17 protein-coding genes are annotated in these 19,217 nt (G+C 71.9%); 13 read left to right on the forward strand and 4 right to left on the reverse strand.

The window, feature by feature from the left end; translation table 11 throughout:
• The first annotated feature begins 61 nt into the window (after positions 1–61).
• Together ABWI07_RS02665 and ABWI07_RS02670 are read left to right on the forward strand one after the other, a co-directional pair.
• Positions 62–1,483, forward strand: coding sequence for an AAA family ATPase (locus ABWI07_RS02665; protein ID WP_149262544.1), 1,422 nt, complete (start codon positions 62–64; stop codon positions 1,481–1,483).
• Between the two features lie 121 nt (positions 1,484–1,604).
• Positions 1,605–2,396, forward strand: a complete 792-nt coding sequence (locus ABWI07_RS02670) for an SDR family oxidoreductase (RefSeq protein ID WP_149262545.1) — start codon at positions 1,605–1,607, stop codon at positions 2,394–2,396.
• A gap of 7 nt (positions 2,397–2,403) precedes the next feature.
• Here the strand turns inward: ABWI07_RS02670 and ABWI07_RS02675 are convergent, their stop codons facing one another.
• A complete protein-coding gene (locus ABWI07_RS02675; protein ID WP_149262546.1) occupies positions 2,404–2,919 on the reverse strand; it encodes a DUF6624 domain-containing protein in 516 nt (171 codons plus the stop codon).
• Positions 2,920–3,092: 173 nt separating this feature from the next.
• On the opposite strand from ABWI07_RS02675, the gene ABWI07_RS02680 reads away from it, so the two are divergent.
• On the forward strand, positions 3,093–4,388 hold the full coding sequence (locus ABWI07_RS02680) for a hypothetical protein (RefSeq protein ID WP_353817482.1): 1,296 nt from the start codon (positions 3,093–3,095) through the stop codon (positions 4,386–4,388).
• A 70-nt stretch (positions 4,389–4,458) separates the two neighbouring features.
• Here the strand turns inward: ABWI07_RS02680 and ABWI07_RS02685 are convergent, their stop codons facing one another.
• Positions 4,459–5,124 (reverse strand): TetR-like C-terminal domain-containing protein, encoded by a 666-nt coding sequence (locus ABWI07_RS02685; RefSeq protein ID WP_353817483.1) that lies wholly within the window; start codon positions 5,122–5,124, stop codon positions 4,459–4,461.
• A gap of 322 nt (positions 5,125–5,446) precedes the next feature.
• Here ABWI07_RS02685 and ABWI07_RS02690 point away from each other — a divergent pair, with 322 nt between their 5' ends.
• A complete protein-coding gene (locus tag ABWI07_RS02690; RefSeq protein ID WP_353817484.1) occupies positions 5,447–5,575 on the forward strand; it encodes a hypothetical protein in 129 nt (42 codons plus the stop codon).
• A gap of 20 nt (positions 5,576–5,595) precedes the next feature.
• Positions 5,596–6,807 (forward strand): NAD(P)/FAD-dependent oxidoreductase, encoded by a 1,212-nt coding sequence (locus tag ABWI07_RS02695; protein WP_353817485.1) that lies wholly within the window; start codon positions 5,596–5,598, stop codon positions 6,805–6,807.
• 105 nt (positions 6,808–6,912) lie between these two features.
• On the opposite strand, the gene casG is transcribed toward ABWI07_RS02695, so the two are convergent.
• Positions 6,913–8,514: a steroid-24-oyl-CoA synthetase gene (gene casG / locus ABWI07_RS02700; RefSeq protein WP_353817486.1), complete on the reverse strand. Its 1,602-nt coding sequence runs from the start codon at positions 8,512–8,514 to the stop codon at positions 6,913–6,915.
• Between the two features lie 192 nt (positions 8,515–8,706).
• Positions 8,707–9,177 (reverse strand): hypothetical protein, encoded by a 471-nt coding sequence (locus ABWI07_RS02705; protein ID WP_353817487.1) that lies wholly within the window; start codon positions 9,175–9,177, stop codon positions 8,707–8,709.
• A 427-nt stretch (positions 9,178–9,604) separates the two neighbouring features.
• Here ABWI07_RS02705 and ABWI07_RS02710 point away from each other — a divergent pair, with 427 nt between their 5' ends.
• The 8 genes from ABWI07_RS02710 to casI all read left to right on the forward strand — a co-directional run bounded on the left by ABWI07_RS02710 (position 9,605) and on the right by casI (position 19,187).
• Positions 9,605–10,366 (forward strand): SDR family NAD(P)-dependent oxidoreductase, encoded by a 762-nt coding sequence (locus ABWI07_RS02710; protein WP_149262552.1) that lies wholly within the window; start codon positions 9,605–9,607, stop codon positions 10,364–10,366.
• 256 nt (positions 10,367–10,622) lie between these two features.
• Positions 10,623–12,032 (forward strand): type 1 periplasmic-binding domain-containing protein, encoded by a 1,410-nt coding sequence (locus ABWI07_RS02715; RefSeq protein WP_149262553.1) that lies wholly within the window; start codon positions 10,623–10,625, stop codon positions 12,030–12,032.
• A gap of 40 nt (positions 12,033–12,072) precedes the next feature.
• Complete coding sequence (locus ABWI07_RS02720; RefSeq protein WP_353817488.1) at positions 12,073–14,304, forward strand: branched-chain amino acid ABC transporter permease; 2,232 nt, start codon at positions 12,073–12,075, stop codon at positions 14,302–14,304.
• Positions 14,291–15,043, forward strand: a complete 753-nt coding sequence (locus ABWI07_RS02725) for an ABC transporter ATP-binding protein (protein WP_353817489.1) — start codon at positions 14,291–14,293, stop codon at positions 15,041–15,043. Before ABWI07_RS02720 ends, ABWI07_RS02725 begins: the two co-directional genes overlap by 14 nt.
• Entirely contained in the window at positions 15,036–15,794 is a 759-nt protein-coding gene (locus ABWI07_RS02730) for an ABC transporter ATP-binding protein (protein WP_353817490.1), read from the forward strand. The genes ABWI07_RS02725 and ABWI07_RS02730 overlap by 8 nt, the downstream gene beginning before the upstream one ends.
• 6 nt (positions 15,795–15,800) lie before the next feature.
• On the forward strand, positions 15,801–16,154 hold the full coding sequence (locus ABWI07_RS02735; protein ID WP_353817491.1) for a hypothetical protein: 354 nt from the start codon (positions 15,801–15,803) through the stop codon (positions 16,152–16,154).
• A 92-nt stretch (positions 16,155–16,246) separates the two neighbouring features.
• Positions 16,247–17,494, forward strand: coding sequence for an NADH:flavin oxidoreductase (locus tag ABWI07_RS02740; RefSeq protein WP_353817492.1), 1,248 nt, complete (start codon positions 16,247–16,249; stop codon positions 17,492–17,494).
• The gene (gene casI / locus ABWI07_RS02745; protein ID WP_353817493.1) at positions 17,487–19,187 is read left to right on the forward strand and encodes a steroid-22-oyl-CoA synthetase; all 1,701 of its coding nucleotides are present in this window, start codon (positions 17,487–17,489) and stop codon (positions 19,185–19,187) included. Before ABWI07_RS02740 ends, casI begins: the two co-directional genes overlap by 8 nt.
• Positions 19,188–19,217: the final 30 nt, after the last annotated feature.

The following is a 19,217-nucleotide window of genomic DNA, read 5'->3' on the forward strand; positions in this document are numbered from 1 at the left end:
GTAGCCTCAATCTATGTAGATTGAATCTACATAGATTCGTGCTACCTGGTTCGGAGGCGCGGTGTTCATCGGTAGGAGGGCCGAGCTGGCGCTGCTGGGCAAGCGGCTGGAGCGGGTCGCGGCCACGGGGGCCGGGGCGGCGGTGGCCTTGCGCGGGCGTCGGCAGGTCGGCAAGTCGCGGCTCGTCCAGGAGTTCTGCGACCGCGCCGGGGTGCCGTACCTCTTCTCCGCCGCCACCAAGGGAGCGTCGCCGGTCGAGGCGGTGGCCGCGTTCGCGCGCGACCTCAGGGAGTCGGCGCTGCCGAGCGAGCCCGACCTCGTGCCCAGGCTGGACGGCGGCAACTGGCCCGACGCGTTCAGGGTCCTGGCGTCGACGCTCCCGGACGCACCGTCCATCGTCGTCCTGGACGAACTGCCGTGGCTCGCCGAGCAGGACCCCGTGTTCGACGGCGCGCTCCAGACCGCGTGGGATCGGCTGCTGTCGTCCAAGCCCGTCCTGCTCCTGCTCCTGGGCAGCGACCTGCACATGATGGAGCGCCTCACCGCGTACGACCGCCCGTTCTACGGACGGGCCGACAACCTGGTGCTCGGTCCGCTGAACCCGGCCGACGTGGGCGGCGCGCTCGGACTCGGCGCCGCCGACGCGATCGACGCGCACCTGGTCTCGGGAGGGCTGCCGGGCATCGTCCGGACCTGGCCCCATGGCACGCCCGCACTGGACTTCATGCGGGACGAGTGCGCCGACCCGGCGGCGGCCCTGTTCGGCGTCCCGGAGGCGTCCCTCCTGGCGGAGTTCCCCAACCCCGACACCGCGCGGCGCGTACTGGAGGCGGTCGGCTCCGGCGACCGGACGCACGCCAACATCGCCGCGGCGGCCGGCGGCCGCGGCGAGGCCCTCCCGTCCGGGACCCTTTCGCCCCTCCTGCGCCGGCTGACCCGGGAGAAGCACGTCCTCGCCGAGGAGCACCCCCTCTCCACGAAGCCCGGCAAGCCCGCCCTGTACCGGGTCGCCGACAGCAACCTGCGCCTCTACCTGGCGGTCCTCCGGGCGGCCCACGAGCAGGCGCGCAGAGGGCGGCCGGATGCGGGCTTCCGCCTGATCGAACGCCGCTGGACGTCCTGGCGGGGCCGGGCCGTGGAACCGCTCGTCCGGCAGGCCCTGGAGCTGTCGGACCTGCCCTGGCCGGACGTCGGCGCGGTCGGCGGCTGGTGGAACCGCCGGTTCGACCCGGAGGTCGACCTCGTCGGCGCCGACCGCGCCCCCGTGGCGAGCCGGATCCACTTCGCCGGCTCGATCAAGTGGCTCAACGGACCGTTCGACGACCGCGATCTGGCGGACCTCCGCCGCGCCGCCACCGAGGTCCCCGGCCTGGACCCGGCGACCGCGGGCCTCGTCGTGGTGTCCCTTTCCGGCACGGATCTCACCGGCGAGGTCGCCCTGAGCTGGGGTCCGGACGATGTGCTGGACGCCTGGCGCCGGTAGGCGGGAGATCGGCGGTCCTGTCCGGCCGGCGGCAGACGAAAAGTTCCGCGCGGATGTCACGTTTCCGGGCGCCGCGGCAGTCATGACGGGTAACTGCAAAGCGGGTTCGCTTGGAGGGGTCATGGCATCAACCATCCTGGTCACCGGTGGCACGGGCACGATCGGGCGGCGGGTCGTCCCGCTGCTGCGGGACGCAGGGCGCGACGTGCGGGTCCTCAGCAGGCGCGCGCACGAGTCCGCCGACGGCGTCGAGTACGTGACCGGCGACCTGCTCAAGGACGAGGGGATCGACGCCGCGCTGGACGGCATCGAGATCGTCATGCACCTCGCGGGCGCGACCAAGGGCGACGACGTGGCCGCACGGCACCTGGTGCGGGCCGCGTCGCGGGCGGGCGTGCGGCACCTGGTGCTCATCTCGGTCATCGGGGCCGACAGCGTGCCGCTGGCCTGGCTGAAGACCCAGTTGGAAACGGAGCGGGCCGTGGCCGAGTCGGGGGTGCCCTACACGATCCTGCGGGCCGCGCAGTTCCACGACCTTGTGCTCAAGGTGGTGCAGGGGATGGCGAAGTCCCCGGTGGTCCCGCTCCCGGGCGGGCTGCGCTTCCAGCCGGTGGACGCGCGCGACGTCGCGGAGCGGCTCGTGGAACTGGCCCTGGGCGAGCCCGCCGGACGCGTCCCCGACCTGGCCGGGCCCACGGTCTACCCGATCGGCGTGCTCGTGCGCGGCTACCTGCGGGCGAGCGGCAAGCGCCGCGCGACGATGCCCGTCCGCATCCCCGGAAAGGCCGGGCGCGCCTACCGCGCGGGCGACAACCTCTCCATCGAAGGGGCCGACCGGGGCGAGCGCACTTGGGAGGACTTCCTGGACGAGCGACTCGGGCGCCCCGCCCCCGTCGAGGCGACGGTCGGCTGACCCGGGGTCACGGCCCCTCGCCGGAGGCCAGGCGCCGCATGCGGGCGTCGTTCTCGGCCATCGGCGGCAGCCCGACCTCGGCGCGCCGTTCGTCGACGCGGTCCGGGTCCTCGATCGGCCGGGGCCCGAAGCCGGTCTCGGTCGTGTAGTACTGCGTCCCGTACAGCTGGGGGCGCCCGGCGTTGACCCGGACGCGGTCCTCCAGGTAGGCGAGGTCCTTGCGGTCGGCGTCCCCGGCCTCGACCGCCTCGCGCATCGCCTTCAGGAACCGGCGCTGGTGCCTCGGCCGCCAGTCGGCGTGCTGGGCGAGCAGCCAGGCCGCGTGCGCCCCCTCCGTGCCGACCGCCGCGACGCCGGGCCACCCGTGCCGGCGGACGGTCCGGGCCAGCCATCCGGTGTTCCGCAGGTCGGTCCAGAGGAAGCGCAGCCCCTGCACGATCGTCAACTGTCCCCCGCGCGCGGTCGCCGCCTCCCGGACCCGCTGGTCGCGCTCGGCGCGCCGTAACAACTCGTCCCGCAGCATGCCCCCACTATCGCCCAACTCGGGGTAAGGAACCAGAAAGCGGCCTTCGTCATCTAAAGAAGGGACGACGCGGGGGCGATCGAACGGGGCGGTAAATGGTTCGGGGGACGAAGTTAGGAAATGACAGGGGCACCAGCGCGCTGGAATACGGCGCGCTTCTGGCGGTCGCCTCGGTGATCATCGGAGTGCTGGTCACCGCCGTGCCCGATGTGGCCGAGCCGAAGATCCGCGACGCCGTCTGCCGGATCTTCGGCGGTGAGTGCGACTCCGGGAAGCCGGGGAAACCCGGTGAGCCCGGACATGGGCAGGACGGCGACGACCCCAAGCCCGTGGCCGCGCAGCAGCCCTGCGTGACGTCGACCGTGGAGCGCAACACCGTGCGCCAGACCCTCCTCGGGCTCGACACCGAGATCGACGGGGAGACGCGCAGTGTGCAGATCTTCTCCAACGGCGCGGCGGTCCTCAAGGAGGGCACGGTCCACGGCGAGGGCACGTCGATCGGCTTCGGTTTCGACCTGCCGAAAGGGGTGAGCGGCTCGGTCCAGTTGACCTCGAACGACATCGTCGAGCAGGGCGAGATCCTTTACTTCGCCACCCAGGAGGACCGCGAGCTGTACTTGGCGTATTTCAAGGCGAACGGCGAGCTCAACATGGGCATCCTCACCGGGGATGTGAAGTCGCCCGACGAACTGCTGGCGAAGAAGGCGATGCTGAGCAAGCTCCGGCAGAGCATGGTGCAGTCGCAGTACACCAAGGTCGGCAAGGAGGGCACGGCGAAGATCGCGGCCTCGTTGTTCGGCGCGAGCGCCGGCGCCGAGATGGGGCTCGGCACGTCGTCGGTCGTCCAGCGCGACAACCGGACCGGCGACGTCACGACGACGTTCCAGGTGGACGCGAAGGCCCTCGGCCAGCTCGGCATCCTCGTGGCCGGGGAAGGGCACGCCCAGGTCGACGGGCAGGTCAGCCTGGCGGTCACCACCGACCGGAACGGGACCCCGAAGAACGTGCAGATCAGTGGCCAGATGGGCTTCCAGGGCCAGATCAACGGCTTGAACGGCGACCTCGGGGGCGCGATGGACTACGCGCCCACCGACAGGATGGGACGGCTCGGCGGCCTCATCGACTCGGCGGCGACGAGCGTCGGCGTCACCCACACCACCGACCCGCGCGGGATGCTGCAGGTCAACCTCGGCCTCGACCTCACCGACCCGCAGAACCGGCAGGCGTTCGAGGCCTTCCTCGGGAACCCGGCCCAGCCGGGCGCGCTCCTGGACCGGCTTAACGCCAAGGGAACCCTCGACATCCAGACCTACGAGGGCCAGTCGCACAAGGAGGGCGCCGAGCTGGGCATCCAGGCGATCTTCGGGATCGGCGCCAAGGGCGAGGAGACCACGACCACGATGGACCTCACCGACGCCTACACGATCGACGCGCAGGGCCTGCACCACCGCACCGACTGCCTGAAGTGACCGGGCCGCACTCATCGCGCACGCCCGCCGCCCGCCGCCCGCCGACGCCGGGGAAGGACGGCCGGCCGCGTCAGGGGCGGGTCGCGCGGAGGACGAAGTCGACCAAGGCGTCGACCTCCTCCCGGGCTGCGGGCCGGTGGCGGGTGAGGGGGGTGAGGATGAGCGGGCTCGCCAGGATGTTCAGCACCCTTTCCGGGGTGCAGCCCGGGTGGACCTCGCCGCGGGCGATGCCGCGGGCGACGACGGCGCGCCAGGACTCCTGGATCGGCTCGAAGTGCTCGAAGATGAGCGCGCTCAGCTCGGGCGTGCCGCGCGCCGCGATGATCGCGTTGGTGCTGACCTCGACCGGGCTCGCGAAGAACAGCGCCAGGCGGTGCGCCAGTTCGCGGAGGTCCCGCTCCCACGAGCCCGTGTCGGGCACCTCGACGGTGCTCGAATGGGCGTCGAGCCCCTCGCGGACCAGGTCGGCGAACGTGGGCCACCAGCGGTAGATGGTCTTGCGGTTGAGGCCCGCGCGGGCGGCGACCTCGCTGGGGCCGAAGTCGACGACGCGCTCGGCGAGCAGGTCGAGGACGGCCTGCGCGACGGCCTGGCGGACCCGTTCGCTGCGGCCGCCGGTGCGCACGCGCCCGCGCGGCGGGTCGGCGGGGCCGGCCGGCGCGGCGGCGTCGGCGGTCGGCGCCGTGCGCTCTGGGCGGGAGGGCCGGGGGTCCGGCCGGGTGGTGCCGTCGCTCATCCTCATCCCCTAAAAGGGTCACGCTGTTGACTTTACTGTGGTCGCGGACCCATCATGGACCATGCCCCGCGGGTCGGGCTCAAGGAGCCTGAACCCGTGGACCGTTCCAGCGGTTCCCGCCGCTCCGGTGCGCCGCGGACGCCGTCCGCCGGCACCGGTCCTCGTCCCCCAGCGGTCCTGCCACCGGCGACTCGCCGGCTCCCCGCGCATGCCCTTTCCACGGAGGTGCACATGAAGGTCGCCGTCCTACGACGAGCGGGCGAATGCCGCGGGCGTCACCGTCGTCACCGGGTGCGGTTCCGCGCCCGGCATCACCAACCTCATGGCGCGCTGGGCGTGCGACGGGCTCGACCGCGCGTGCGTTGACCCGCAGCCGTTCCTCCGCGAGGTGCTGCCGCAACTCGGCGTCGACCTGCACCACACCGCCTCCCAGACCCGCCGCGTGTTCTGAGCCCGGAAGAAGGCATCCCCATGCGATCCACCGAATTCGACGTCGCCGTGGTCGGCGCCGGCCCCATCGGCGCCGCCACCGCCCGGCACCTCGCCGACCGGGGCGCGCGCGTCCTCATCGTCGGCCCCGACGAACCCGCCGACCACAAGGGCCATGACGGGGTGTGGTCCGGCCACTACGACCAGGGCCGGCTCGGGCACGTCCTCGAGGTCCCGCTCGTCGCCTCGCTGCTCGCCGCCCGCTCGATACGGCGGTTCGGCGAGCTGGCGGAGCGCACCGGTGTGGAGTTCACCCGGCCGGTCCATTCGCTGGCCGTCATGCCCGCCGCTCCCGAAGGCCACGAGCCGTCCGAATGGTTCGACCTCGGCAGGCTGATGCGGAACGCCCAGGACGTCGGGTACTCCGCCGAACACCTCTCGGAGAGCCGGCTCCGGGAGCGGTACCCGCACCTGGCGTTCGAGCCGGGCCACGAATGCGTGGTGCAGCGGGACGCTCTGATCGTCAACCCGCGCGACCTGGCCGCCGCCGAGCTGGCCGCAGCCACGGCCGCCGGCGCCGTGCTCGTCCGCGACGAGATCACCGAGATCGGGCCCCCGGGCCGCCGCCGCGGGCTGACCGCCGGTTCGGGCGCGTCGTGGACCGCGGACACGGTGGTCCTCGCCACGGGAGCGTCGACCAACGCGGGCGGCCTGCTGCCCCGCGGGCTCGCCATGGACGTCTTCGGCGCCACCGTCGTCCTGGTCGAGGTCCCCGGCCCCGAGGCGGTCGACCTGCCCGGGATCATGTACTACAAGCAGCGCGGCGGGGAGCTCCTGTTCGGCGGGATCGTCATGTCGCCGCTGCGCTACCCCGACGGCCGCTGGTACGTCAAGTGCTCCGGCGCCGGGCTGCTCGACAACCCCCTCGGCACGCGCGAGGAGATCGCCGCGTGGGTCCGCACCGGCGGCTCCGCCGCCGACATCGAACCGGCGCTCGCCGTCCTGCGGGAACTGCTCCCCGCGGAGGCGGCCGCGCCGCTCGGCCCCGCCCGGGTGCGGCCGTGCCTGGTCTCCCGCAACCGCACCGGGCACCCGTACCTCGACCACGCGGACGAGAACCTCGTGGTCGTCGTGGAAGGCGAACGCGGCGTCATGGCCGCCGACGAGCTCGGCCGCCTCACCGCGTCCCTCGCCGCGACCGGCCGCTGGACCGACGGCATCCCCCACCGGCTCTTCCAGGCGGAATGGACGTAGGGACCGAGCACGAGCGCGGCGGCCGGACGCGCGGGACGCGCGTCCGGCCGCCGCGCCGGAGCCTGCCGTCGATGCCCGTCCGCATGCCGCGGTCGGGCACGCGGGTCAGGACACCGTGTCCTCCACCTGCCTGCGCAGCACCTTCCCGGTCGCGTTCCGGGGGAGCGGGTCGGACGTGACGTGCCAGCGGGTCGGGACCTTGAAGTAGGCGAGCCGCTCCTTCGCGAAGGCCGTCAGCTCCTCGGCCGAGGGCGCGTCCCCGGCGAAGACGACGACCGCCGCGACCTCCTGGCCGAGGTCGGGGTGCGGGACGCCGATGACGATGCACTCCGACATCCCCGGGTACTCGGCGAGGACGTTCTCGATCTCGATCGGATAGACGTTCTCGCCGCCGCGGATGATCAGGTCGGAGCGGCGGGTGGTGAGCCGCAGCCGGCCGTTCTCGAGCACGCCGATGTCGCCGGTGTGCAGCCAGCGGTCCGCGTCGACGGCGGCGGCGGTGGCCTCCGGGTCCCGCCAGTAGCCGATCATGTTGTAGGCGCTGCGGGCGCACACCTCGCCCTCGGTGCCGTCCGGGACCGCCTTGCCCTCGGCGTCGCGGATCTCCAACTGGACGCCGAGGTTCGGAGCGCCAAGCGTGCCCGGCGCCTCGGCGATGTCCATGGGCGTGGCGACGGAGATGGCGGTGCAGGACTCGGTCAGGCCGTAGCTGTCGACCAGGGCGCCGCGCGCGGGCGGGAACACGGACTGGAGCCGCTCCTTGAACGCGGGCGACGACGGCGCCGAGGCCAGCGCGAAGGCGGTGAGCGACGACAGGTCGTACTTGGACAGGTCGCCGTGCTCCATCATGCGGTGCGCCATCGTGGGGACGGCGCCCCAGTTCGTGACCTTCTCCCTCTCGACCAGGCTCAGCACCTCGTCGACGTCGAAGGCGCCCAGATGCATGACCACGGTGGTGCCGGTGGCGAGCCGCGGGACGGCCAGGTTGTGCAGGGACGCGATGTGGAACAGCGGCAGCGCGAGCAGGTAGCGGCGGGACGAGGGGTCTATGCCGAACGCGCCCATCACGGCGTCGTTGAACCGGTGGTACTCGATCACCGAGGCGAGGTTGCGGTGCGAGTGGACGGCGCCCTTCGGGCGGCCCGACGTGCCGCTCGTGTAGAGGATGACCGCGGGGTCGTCCTCGGCGACGTCCGGCACGTCCAGCTCGGCGGCGGGGTAGCGCCCCATCAGCGACGGGACGTCCTTCTCGATCGTCAGCACGTCCTCGGAGATCAGCGCGGCCCGCTTCTCGTCGGCGATGACGACCTTCGGGTCGGTGTGGCCGAGCGCGTACTCGATCTCGCGCGGCGCCCACCAGGCGTTGTAGCCGACCGGGACGGCGCCGGCGGCGATCGCCGCCCAGAACGAGACGATCCATTCGGGGCTGTTCGCGGCGTTGATCGCGATCCGGTCGCCGGGCCGCACCCCGAGGTCGTCCCGCAGGGCCTTCGCCATGGAGGCGACGGCGGCGGCGTGCTCGGCGAACGTCAGCCGGCGGGACGCGGTCACGAGGTAGTCCCGATCGCCGTAGGACGCCGACCGGGTGAGCACCTCGCCGAGACTGCGGGCGCGGTGGGCGAACACGGGCAGCCGCGTTCCCAGCACCTCTTCCTCGCGGAGCTCGAACTCGCCGCCGGGACCCGTCAGCTTCGCGATGCTCTCCATCGCACCCCCTCCTGCTCGCCGGAATCGCCATTGTGAGCCGCCGCACATGGGCTTCACCAGGGCATTCCGCTCACCGGGACGGCCGCGGACGGCCCTTCTTCGAGAGGGTTCCCTGTGCGCGGCGAGGTCGCGGTCCGAGCCCCTCCCCGACCACCGTCCGGTCGCCGTCCGGTGATCAGGGAGAGCGGAGGCCTAGTAGGTGATGCACGCCTTGGGCGGGCGGTACTTGTCCGTGGTCGGGTGGAAGATCGTGGCGATCACCGGCATCGGGGTGACGGCGCACCACTTCTGCTTGCCCTTGCGGTTGGACTTGTAGAGGACGACGTCGCACCAGCTCTTACCGCCGCACATCCGCTGCTTGCCGCCGAGCGCCCCGCCGTTCTTCGTGCCGCTGACGTAGACGGTCATCGTGGTCCGCCGGGTGCACTCGACGTAGCCGCGGAGCTTGATCTTCGACCCCGGACTGACGCTGGCGTAGGTCCGGCACTTCGTCTTCGGGATCATGGTGTTGTTGAGCCGGAACCACGCGCTCCACGCCTGGCTGCCGGCCTTGACGGTCACCCGGCCGTCCTGGGGTGACGCGTTGACCGGGGCGGGTTTCGCCGACACGCCGGCCGGTGCGTCGGCCGACGCGGCGGGTGCGATCGCGACTGAAGCGGCCACGGCGAGTGAGGCCATGGCCAGTTTCCGGACGGTAGATGGCAACGGACTGCTCCTTTCAGCGAGCGATGAAAGGGAGCCAAACAGCGGTGCGTCTCCGCTGAGTCTCCGCGCCGTCTCCGCGGTACCTCCGAGCCGTCTCCGTCCCGGTTCACGTCGCCTCGGTCTCCGCGCGGCCCGCGGTGGGCGGCGAACCGAACGCCGGGCCGCCCGCCGCGGCCGCCCCACCTCGGGCTCCACCAGGGCATTCCGCTCACCGGGACGGCCGCGGGCGCCCCCTGACACGGTCGTTCCCGCTGAGCGGGACCGGGCCCTTAACGTGCGCCGCGTCACATCACCATGACCGCACCAGGACTGATCGGACCGGGCTGACCAGGCAGAAGCCGGCGGACCGGACCGGGCGCGCACGCAGGACTGAGCGGGAGAGCCAATGGGAAGTCTCAGCGACAAGATCGCGATTGTGACCGGAGCGGGGCAGGGCGTGGGGCAGGGCATCGCGCTCGCCCTGGCGTCCGAGGGCGCGGCGATCGCCGTGCTCGGCCGTACGGCGGCCAAACTCGAAGCGACCTGCGAACTGATCCGCGAGCGGGGCGCCGCGGCGGAGCCGTTCGTGTGCGACATCGCGGAGACCGAGGCGATCCCCGGCGTGGTGGAGCGGGTCGCCGAGACGTTCGGCGGCATCGACGTCCTCGTCAACAACGCCTACTCCGGCGCCTACGGGCCGCTCCTGGAGATGAGCGACGCGAAGTTCCGCAAGGGCTTCACCACCGGCCCGTTCGCGGCCTTCGCGTTCATGAAGGCGTGCCATCCGCACATGAAGGCGCGCGGCGGCGGCAGCATCGTCAACCTCGTCACCTCCGCGATGGTCCGCTGGGATCCGGCCACGTACGGCGCCTACGCGGCGGCCAAGCAGGCGCTCCGCTCGCTGACCAGGACGGCCGCGGCCGAGTGGGGGCCGGACGGCATCCGCGCGAACAACATCGCCCCGCACGCCCTGTCGCCGGGCCTGAAGTGGTGGGCGGAGAACAACCCGGAGAAGGCCGAGGAGTTCCGCAGGACGATCCCGCTCGGCTACATCGGCGACTGCGAGGACGACATCGGCCGGGCCGTGGTGGCGCTCGTCCAGCCGGCGATGCGCTACCTCACCGGCGCGACGATCCCGCTGGACGGCGGCCAGGCCAACTTCGGCTGAGCCTCTCCGTCCCGGCCGGGACCGTCCCGGCTCCCGTCACCGGGCCTGCCCGGCCCGTTCGGCCTACCTGACCCGTTCGGCGTCCCTGGTCGTTCGGCGTACCCGGTCGTTCGGCCTGCCTGGCCCGTTCGGCCTGCCCGGCCTGTCATCGAGCGCACCAGAGGGGCGCGCGAACCATTCGCATCCAGAGTCCCGTCCCCCGCCTGCCCGAAAACACCACTTGCCGCCCCGGCGGCCGGTGAAAGGAGTACGACCGATGAAGGTCGACAAGATCGGACGCCTCGCAGCGGGCGCCCTCGCGGTCGCGCTCGTGACCGCGTCCTGTTCCAGCGAGCGGTCGGGCACGGACGGCGTGTCCGAGGGCAAGGGCTCGGGCGGCGCCGCCGCGTCGAGCAAGACGTTCGGCACGCTGCCGTCGCCGTGCGGCCCCGGCGACGCCAAGGGCAGGACCGACCAGGGGATCACCGATGACACGATCACCATCGGCTTCGGCGACGACCGCGGCTTCACCGCCGCGCCCGGGCTGTCCAAGGAGATGGGCGACGCCGTCAGCGCAATGATCGACTGGTGCAACCAGCAGGGCGGCATCAACGGACGCAAGATCAAGGGCAACCAGTACGACGCCGCCTACATGCAGTCCGCGAAGGTGGTGCAGGAGTCCTGCAAGCAGGACTTCATGCTCGTGGGCCAGGGCTTCGCGATGGACGAGGCCGCCGAGCAGTACCGGGTCGGCTGCAAGCTGCCGACGGTCGCCGGCTTCACCGTCGGCCCGAACGCGTCGATGGGCCCGATGAAGTACGAGGCCGTCCCGTACCCGGTGGACATGCTGAACATCGGCGGGCTCCGCCTCGCGGAGAAGCTGTTCCCCGACTTCAAGGACAAGACGGACCTGCTGCTGTCGACGTCCCCGGCCGTCAGCACCGGCAACAACAAGATCGCCAGCGCGATGAAGGGCATCGGCATCAAGCCGCTGGAGTGCGGCGTCCGGCTGAACGACAAGGGCGAGAGCAGCTACATGCCGTTCGCCGAGAAGATCAAGAAGTGCGGGGCCGGCTACCTGTGGTCGTCGGACTCGCCCGACCCCGGCCAGTTCAGCCTGCTGGAGTCGATCGAGCGGGTCGGCGCCGAGCCGACCTACGTGTTCGAGTCGACCTGGTACAGCACGCTCGTCGCCAAGTGGAACACCTCGGGCGCGGGCGACCGGCTGCACGTCGGCATGATCTTCCAGCCCCTGGAGAACGCGGACAAGGTCCCGGCGGTCAAGCAGTACGTCGACCTCGTCGAGGCGAAGAAGGGGAAGGTCGCGATGCTCGGCCTCCAGGCCACCTCGTCCTTCCTGCTGTGGGCGCAGTCCGCGCAGAAGTGCGGCTCCGACCTGACCCGGCAGTGCGTGATCAACGAGCTGTCGAAGGTGCACGACTGGACGGGCGGCGGCCTGCACGCCCCGACCGACCCGGGCGACAACAAGCCCGCGTCCTGCTCGCTGATGGTGAAGCTCGACAAGACCAGGTACGAGCAGGTCCTGCCGAAGAACGCCGGTGAGTTCGAGTGCGGCCCCGAGTTCGTCGTCAAGACCGACCCCAGGACCTGGGGCGCGAAGCTCAACGACGACCGGATCTCGACGAAGTTCCTGACCGGCGACGTCATCAAGCCCCAGTCCTCCTGACCTGACCCGCCGGAGGCGGCGACCACATGGCTGTGAATCAATGACGACGTTCCTGACCTACACGATCCTGGGCCTCGTCCTGGGGTCGGTGTACTCCATCGCGGCCTCGGGGCTCGTACTGACGTACAACACCTCGGGAATCTTCAACTTCGCGCACGGCGCTCAGGCGATGTTCGGCACGTTCCTGTACTGGCACCTCACCGAGCGGTGGGGCTGGCCGGTGTGGCTCGCGCTGATCATCGTGATCGGGCTCGCCGGCCCCGCGATGGGCGCCGGGCTGCACGCGGTGATCATGAAGGGCCTGCGCGGCACCGCCGACGTCACGAAGATCATCGTGACGGTGGCGGTGCTGCTCGGCACCGTGTACCTGGCGCAGTGGGTCTGGAATCCGGACGAGGCCCACACCGTGGACATGTTCTTCGGCGCGGGCGCGAAGATCACGCTGGCCGGCGTGGTCATCCGGTACCACGAGATCGTCTGCCTGGTCGCCGCCGTGGCGATCGCCGCCGGGCTGCGGGTGCTGTTCACCCGCAGCCGGACGGGCGTCGTGATGCGCGGCTCGGTCGACGACCCCGACCTGCTGCGCCTCAACGGCCACGACCCCGAGCGCGCCGCGATGCTGTCGTGGGCGCTCGGCTCCACGCTCGCCGTCCTCGCCGGGGTGCTGATCGTGCCCATCAGCGGCGGCGGGCTGGACGCGACCGCGCTGACGCTCCTGGTGATCGACGCCTTCGCGGCGGCGATGTTCGGCCGGCTGCGCAGCATCCCCCGCACCTTCGCCGGGGCGATGGTGCTCGGCCTCGCCGCGAACTACGTGCTCGCCTACCTGCCGTCGGCGGGCACGTTCGCGGGCAACCTGCGCGTCTCGCTGCCGATGATCATCCTGTTCGTCGTGCTGGTGGTGCTGCCCCAGGACCGGCTGCGCGGGGCCGCGATCCGGACCCGCGAGCGGTACCGGCCGCCCACCGTCCGGTCGGCGGCCGTGTGGGGCCTCGTGCTCGTCGCGGTCGTGTACCTCTACAGCCTGCTGCTGTCGGACGGCGCGATCACCACGTTCGCGCTCGGCATGACGTTCGCGATCATCGCGCTCTCGCTGACCGTCCTGACCGGCTACGCGGGCGAGTTGAACCTCGCGCCGCTGGCGTTCGGCGCGGTCGCGACGGTCGTGGCGTTCCATTTCGGGGTGGAGGGCACCGGCCTCGCGGCCCGGACGAACGTCCAGGGGGTGCTGCTGGCCGTGGCCGCGGCCGCGCTGGTCGGCGGGCTCGTCGCGCTGCCGGCACTGCGCCTGCGGGGCCTCTACCTCGCCCTCGCCACGATGGCGTTCGGCGAGTTCCTGTCGAACATGGTGCTGCGCGACACCACCGAGCACGAGCTGTTCGGGATGCGGTTCACGCTCTTCCCGGACGGGTCGCTGGTCGTCCCGCCGCTCAAGGCCGGCCCGCTCGACCTCCGGGACGGGACGACGTCGCTGATGACCGCGACCGTGCTGTTCGCGCTGATCGCGGTCGGGCTCGCCGCGCTGCGCGGCAGCGGGTACGGGCGCAGGCTCGCGGCGATGAAGGACAGTCCGGCGGCGTCGGCGATGCTCGGGCAGAACCTGGTCCGGCTGAAGCTGAGCGTCTTCATGATCTCCGCGGCGATCGCGGGGCTCGGCGGCGTGCTGATGTCCGCCGCGACGGGCACGGTCGCGCAGGAGAACTTCTCCTTCCTCGGCAGCCTCGGCCTGCTGATGCTCGTCGTGGTCGCGGGCATCGGCTACCTCAGCGGCGCCCTGCTCGGCGGGCTGATGGCGGGCGTCGGCTCGGCCGTCATCGTCTCGACCCTCGGCGACCTGGCACTGGAGAACGAGGGCATGGCGACGGTCTACGGCGTCCTCGGCCACCTCGTCCTCGTCGGGACGGCGCTCGTCGGGATGACCGTCGGCAGGCATCCGAGCGGCTTCGTCCACGACATCGTCGAGGGCTACCGGGCGACGCGGAACGCCAAGCCCGTCCTGTACGGGGCGGCGGCGCTGGGCGTCGTCCTCTACCTGCTCGCGCTGACCGGCGTGATCGGGACGTGGACGTTCGCGCTCGTCGCCATGTGCGCGGTCATGCTGCTGCCCGTCTTCGGCCGCATGTACCTGGACGAGGGGCGGCGCGACCGCCCGGCACCGCTGGAACTCGTCGGCGTGGACGAGCCCTACACCGACGAACTGCGCGCGCGCCTCGACCGCGAACTCGGCCTGCCCGCCGTCCTGAAGAAGGGAGGTTCTCGTGTCACTGCCTGAGACTCCGCTGCTGGAGACGCGGGGCATCACCGTCCGTTTCGGCGGCAACACCGCCGTCGACGATGTCGGCCTCACCATGGCCGAAGGCCAGATCACCGGGCTCATCGGCCCGAACGGCGCCGGCAAGACGACGATGTTCAACACCATCACCGGCTTGCAGAAGCCCGCGTCCGGCCAGGTGCTTCTGGACGGCGACGACATCACCAAGCTGTCCCCGGCCAAGCGCGCGCGGCGCGGCATGGCGCGCACGTTCCAGCGGCTGGAGTTGTTCCTGTCGCTGTCGGTGCGCGACAACGTCCGCGTCGCCGGCGACATCCTGCGAGGCAACTCCCGCAGGCGCTTCGACCTGGACGAGCGGACCGACAAGGTCCTCGAACGGACCGGGCTGACCGACATCGCCGACCGCGACGTGTCCGACATCCCGATCGGGCGCGCCCGTGTCGTGGAGGTGGCGCGCGCGCTGATGACCTCACCGCGCGTCCTGCTCCTGGACGAGCCCGCGTCCGGCCAGACCGAACGCGAGACGGAGGCGTTCGCGGAGATGCTGACCGGCCTGGCCGGCGAGGGCCTCGCGATCTGCCTCGTCGAACACGACCTGCCGCTCGTCATGAAGCTGTGCTCCACCGTCCACGTCCTCGACTACGGCGCCCTGATCGCGTCCGGCGCGCCGGCGGAGATCAAGGAGTCGCCCGAGGTCATCGCCGCCTACATCGGCACGGAGGAGGCGTCGCATGCCTGAACCGAAGGCCGTCCCGGAGCCGCGCGCGGCGGCCGACGGGCCCTTGCCGGAGACCGAGCCGCTGCTCGAACTCGTGGACGTCCGCGCGGGCTACGGCGCGATCGAGGTCCTGCACGGCGTGGACCTGGCACTGAAGCCGGGGTCGCTGCTGGCGCTGCTCGGCCCGAACGGCGGCGGGAAGTCGACCACGATGCGCGTGTGCGCGGGCCTGCACCCCCCGACCGGCGGGGAACTGCGGTTCGCCGGACGCAAGGTGAACGGCGTCTCGGCGCAGGACGCCGCCCGGCTCGGCGTGTGCTCGATCCCCGAGGGCCGCGGGATCTTCCCGAACCTGACGGTGCGGGAGAACCTGTGGGCCGCCACCGGAACCGGCGCGAAGCTGGAGGAGCTGGAGGAGAAGGCCTACGCCCGCTTCCCGCGCCTCGGCGAGCGCCGCCACCAGCTCGCCGGATCCATGTCCGGCGGCGAGCAGCAGATGCTCGCGCTGTCCCGGGCGCTCGGCACCGATCCGGCGGTGCTGCTGCTCGACGAGCTGTCCATGGGCCTCGCGCCCATGATCGTCACCCGGATGTACGAGACGGTCGCCGAGCTGGTCGAGGGCGGCCTGTCGGTGCTGGTCGCGGAGCAGTTCGCCCGCGCCGTCCTGCCGATCGCCGACACCGCCGCGCTGATGCTGCACGGGCGCGTGGTGGCGGCCGGCCCGCCCGCCGAGATCGAAGACCGGCTGTCCAGCGACTACCTGGGAGGTTGACCCACCATGCTCACCGAGGAACGACGCCAGCGGTTCAAGGACGACGTCGCGCGGCAGCGCCTCAGGACCGACACGTCCCGCTTCGACGGGGCGGCCCGGATCGCCGGGCTCCTGGCCATGGTCGCCGGCATCGCCGGGACGTTCGTCGCCTACAACGTCTCGCTCGCCAAGGACGACATGCGGGACGTGGGTTCGCTGCAGACGCTCGCCGTCGGGTTCCTGGCGGTGACCGTCCTCGGTGCCGCCCTCTACCTGGCCGCCGCCGTCACCCGCGTCCTGCGCCTGTGGCTGCTGCGCCAGCTCGTCGAGCAGCAGTCGCAGGCCGACCAGATCGCCGCCGCGCTGCGCGACAAGACGTAGCCCGCGGCCAGGTCGATGCTCCCGGTCAGCGGGATGTCCGGAGTGCCCGGACATCCCGCTGATTAACGTCTACTCCGGATGGAGGACTTCCAATGAACGACCCGACCCGCCTGCGGGGGGGCGACCCCCCGCACCCCCCGGCAACCGCCGCGAAGCCCGACGTGTTCGCTCCAGCAAAGCTGGGGCCGATCACGCTGCGGAACCGCACGATCAAGGCGGCGACGTACGAGGGGCTGACCAAGGACGGCCAGGTCACCGACGCGCTGATCGACTTCCACGTCCGGCACGCGCGCGGCGGCGTCGGAATGACGACCGTCGCGTACTGCGCGGTCGCGCCGGAGGGCCGCACCGACCGACGGCAGATCCACTGGCGGGACGAGGCGATGCCCGGCCTGCGCAGGCTGACCGACGCCGTGCACGCGGAGGGAGCGGCCGTCCAGGCGCAGATCGGGCACGCCGGCCCGGTCGCCAACCCGAAGAGCAACCGGCTCCCCGCGCTCGCGCCCAGCCGCCACTTCCACATGACCACGCAGACCGTGGCGAGGGCCGCCACGCGCGCGGACCTGGAGCGCGTCGTCGAGGCGCACGGCCGCGCGGGCCGGATGGCGATCGGGGCGGGGTTCGACTCCATCGAGATCCACATGGGGCACAACTACCTGACCAGCTCGTTCCTCAGCCCCAAGGTCAACCACCGCAAGGACGAGTACGGCGGGTCGCTGGAGAACCGCGCCCGGCTGGCGCGCGACATCGGCCGCGCCGTCCGCGACGCCGTCGGCGACCGCATCGCGATCACCGCGAAGCTCAACATGGACGACGGCGTGCCCGGCGGGTTCTGGATCGACGAGGCCATCCAGGTGGCGCGGTGGCTGGAGGCCGACGGCACGGTCGACGCCCTCCAGATGACCGCCGGCAGCTCCCTGCTCAACCCCATGTACCTGTTCAAGGGCGAGGCGCCGCTGCACGAGTTCGCCTCCGTCATGAAGCAGCCGACCAAGCTCGGGATCAAGCTGATCGGCAAGCACTTCCTGAAGTCCTACCCGTACGAGGACCTCTACCTGCTCAGGGACGCCCGGCAGATCCGCGCCGCGGTGAAGCTGCCGATGATCCTGCTGGGCGGCGTCACCGACAAGGCGGGCATGGACACCGCGATGGCGGAGGGCTTCCAGTTCGTCGCGATGGCCCGCGCCCTGCTGCGCGAACCCGACCTGATCAACCGGATCAAGGACGAGCCCGCGACCGGGTCGCTGTGCATCCACTGCAACAAGTGCATGACCGCGATCTACGGCGGCACCCACTGCGTCCTGTCCACCGAGCCGGCCTGGGGTGCCGCGAGTGCGTGACGAGACGATCGCGGCGATGCTGCTGGCCCGGCTGGGCGACGCCCGGCCCGGCCTGCGCAGCCGCGAGCGGACGTGGACGTGGGACGAGGTGGTCCGCGAGAGCGCGGCCCGCGCGTCCCTCGCCCGCGACCTGCGCTCGGACGGGCCTGTCTCTTGTGGGGGGGCGACCCCCCACTCCCCCCGGAACGGCCCTTTCCACATCGGCGTACTCCTGGAGAACGTCCCCGAGTACGTCCTGTGGCTGGGCGCGGCGGCGCTGGGCGGCGCGACGATCGTCGGCATCAACTCCACCCGGACCGGCGCCTACCTGGAGCAGGAGGTCCGGCACACCGACCTCCAGCTCGTCGTCACCGACCAGGCCGGGCTGAAGCTGCTGGACGGCCTCGACATCGGCGTCCCGCGCGACCGCTTCCTGCTGATCGACGACGACGGCTACCCGGAGCTGGTCGCCGCCCACGCCTGCGAGCCGGAAGCGGACGAGTCGGTCACCCCCGAGACGCAGCTCCTGCTGCTGTTCACCTCCGGGACGACCGGCGCCTCCAAGGCGGCGCGCTGCTCGCAGGGGCGGCTCGCCGAGCTCGGCCGCAACAACAGCGCGAAGTACGACGTCAAGCGCGAGGACGTCAGCTACTGCTCGATGCCGCTGTTCCACGGCAACGCGCTGATGGCGCTCTGGGCGCCGTCGCTGGCAGTCGGGGCGACCGTCGTCCTGGCGAGGAAGTTCTCCGCGTCCGGGTTCCTGCCGGACGTCCGCCACTACGGCGCGACCTTCTTCACCTACGTAGGCAAGGCCATCGGCTACGTCCTCGCCACCCCCGAGCGACCGGACGACGCCGACAACACGCTCACCCACGGGTTCGGGACGGAGGCGTCCCCGGAGGACAAGGCCGAGTTCCTGCGCCGCTTCGGCGCGCGGCTGGTCGAGGGCTACGGGTCCAGCGAGAGCGCGGGCATGATCAAGCGGGATCCGCAGGCGCCGCCGACCGCGCTCGGCCGCCCCGCCCACGACGGCGTCCGCGTCGTCAATCCCGAGACGCGCGAGACCTGCGCGCCCGCCGTCCTGGACGGGCACGGCCGCGTCACCAACGCCGAGGCCGCGGTCGGCGAGATCGTCGACGTGCACGGCGCGGCCGGGTTCGAGGGCTACTACAAGAACCCGGAGGCCGACGCCGAGCGGGTCAGGCACGGCTGGTACTGGACGGGCGACCTCGGCTACGTCGACGGCGACGGGTTCCTGTACTTCGGCGGCCGGTCCGGCGACTGGATCCGGGTGGACTCGGAGAACATCTCCGCGCTGCTCACCCAGAACGTCGTCCGCCGCCACCCGAGGATCGTGGACGCGGTCGCGTTCGGCGTGCCCGACCCGCGCTCCGGCGACCAGGTGATGGCGGCGATCGAGATCCCCGAGGGCGTCGAGTTCGAGGACCTGGACCTGCCCGCGTTCCTGGCCCGCCAGGACGACCTCGGCACCAAGGGCGCGCCGCGCTTCGTGCGCGTCTCGCACGCGCTGCCGACGACCGGGTCGGGAAAGCTCAAGAAGAAGGAGCTGCAGCTCGACGGCTGGCGCACGGCCGACCCCGTGTACCGGTGGGCGGGCCGGGGCTCTCCGGAGTACGTCCTGATGACCGAGGCGGACAAGGCCGCGCTCCGCGCGGAGTTCACCGCCGCGGGCCGCGGGCGCTTCCTCCCCTGACCGACCGCCCCCCTGACCGAGAAAGGGCCT

This window comes from Actinomadura sp. NPDC000600 (genome assembly GCF_040492135.1).
GTDB lineage: Bacteria > Actinomycetota > Actinomycetes > Streptosporangiales > Streptosporangiaceae > Spirillospora.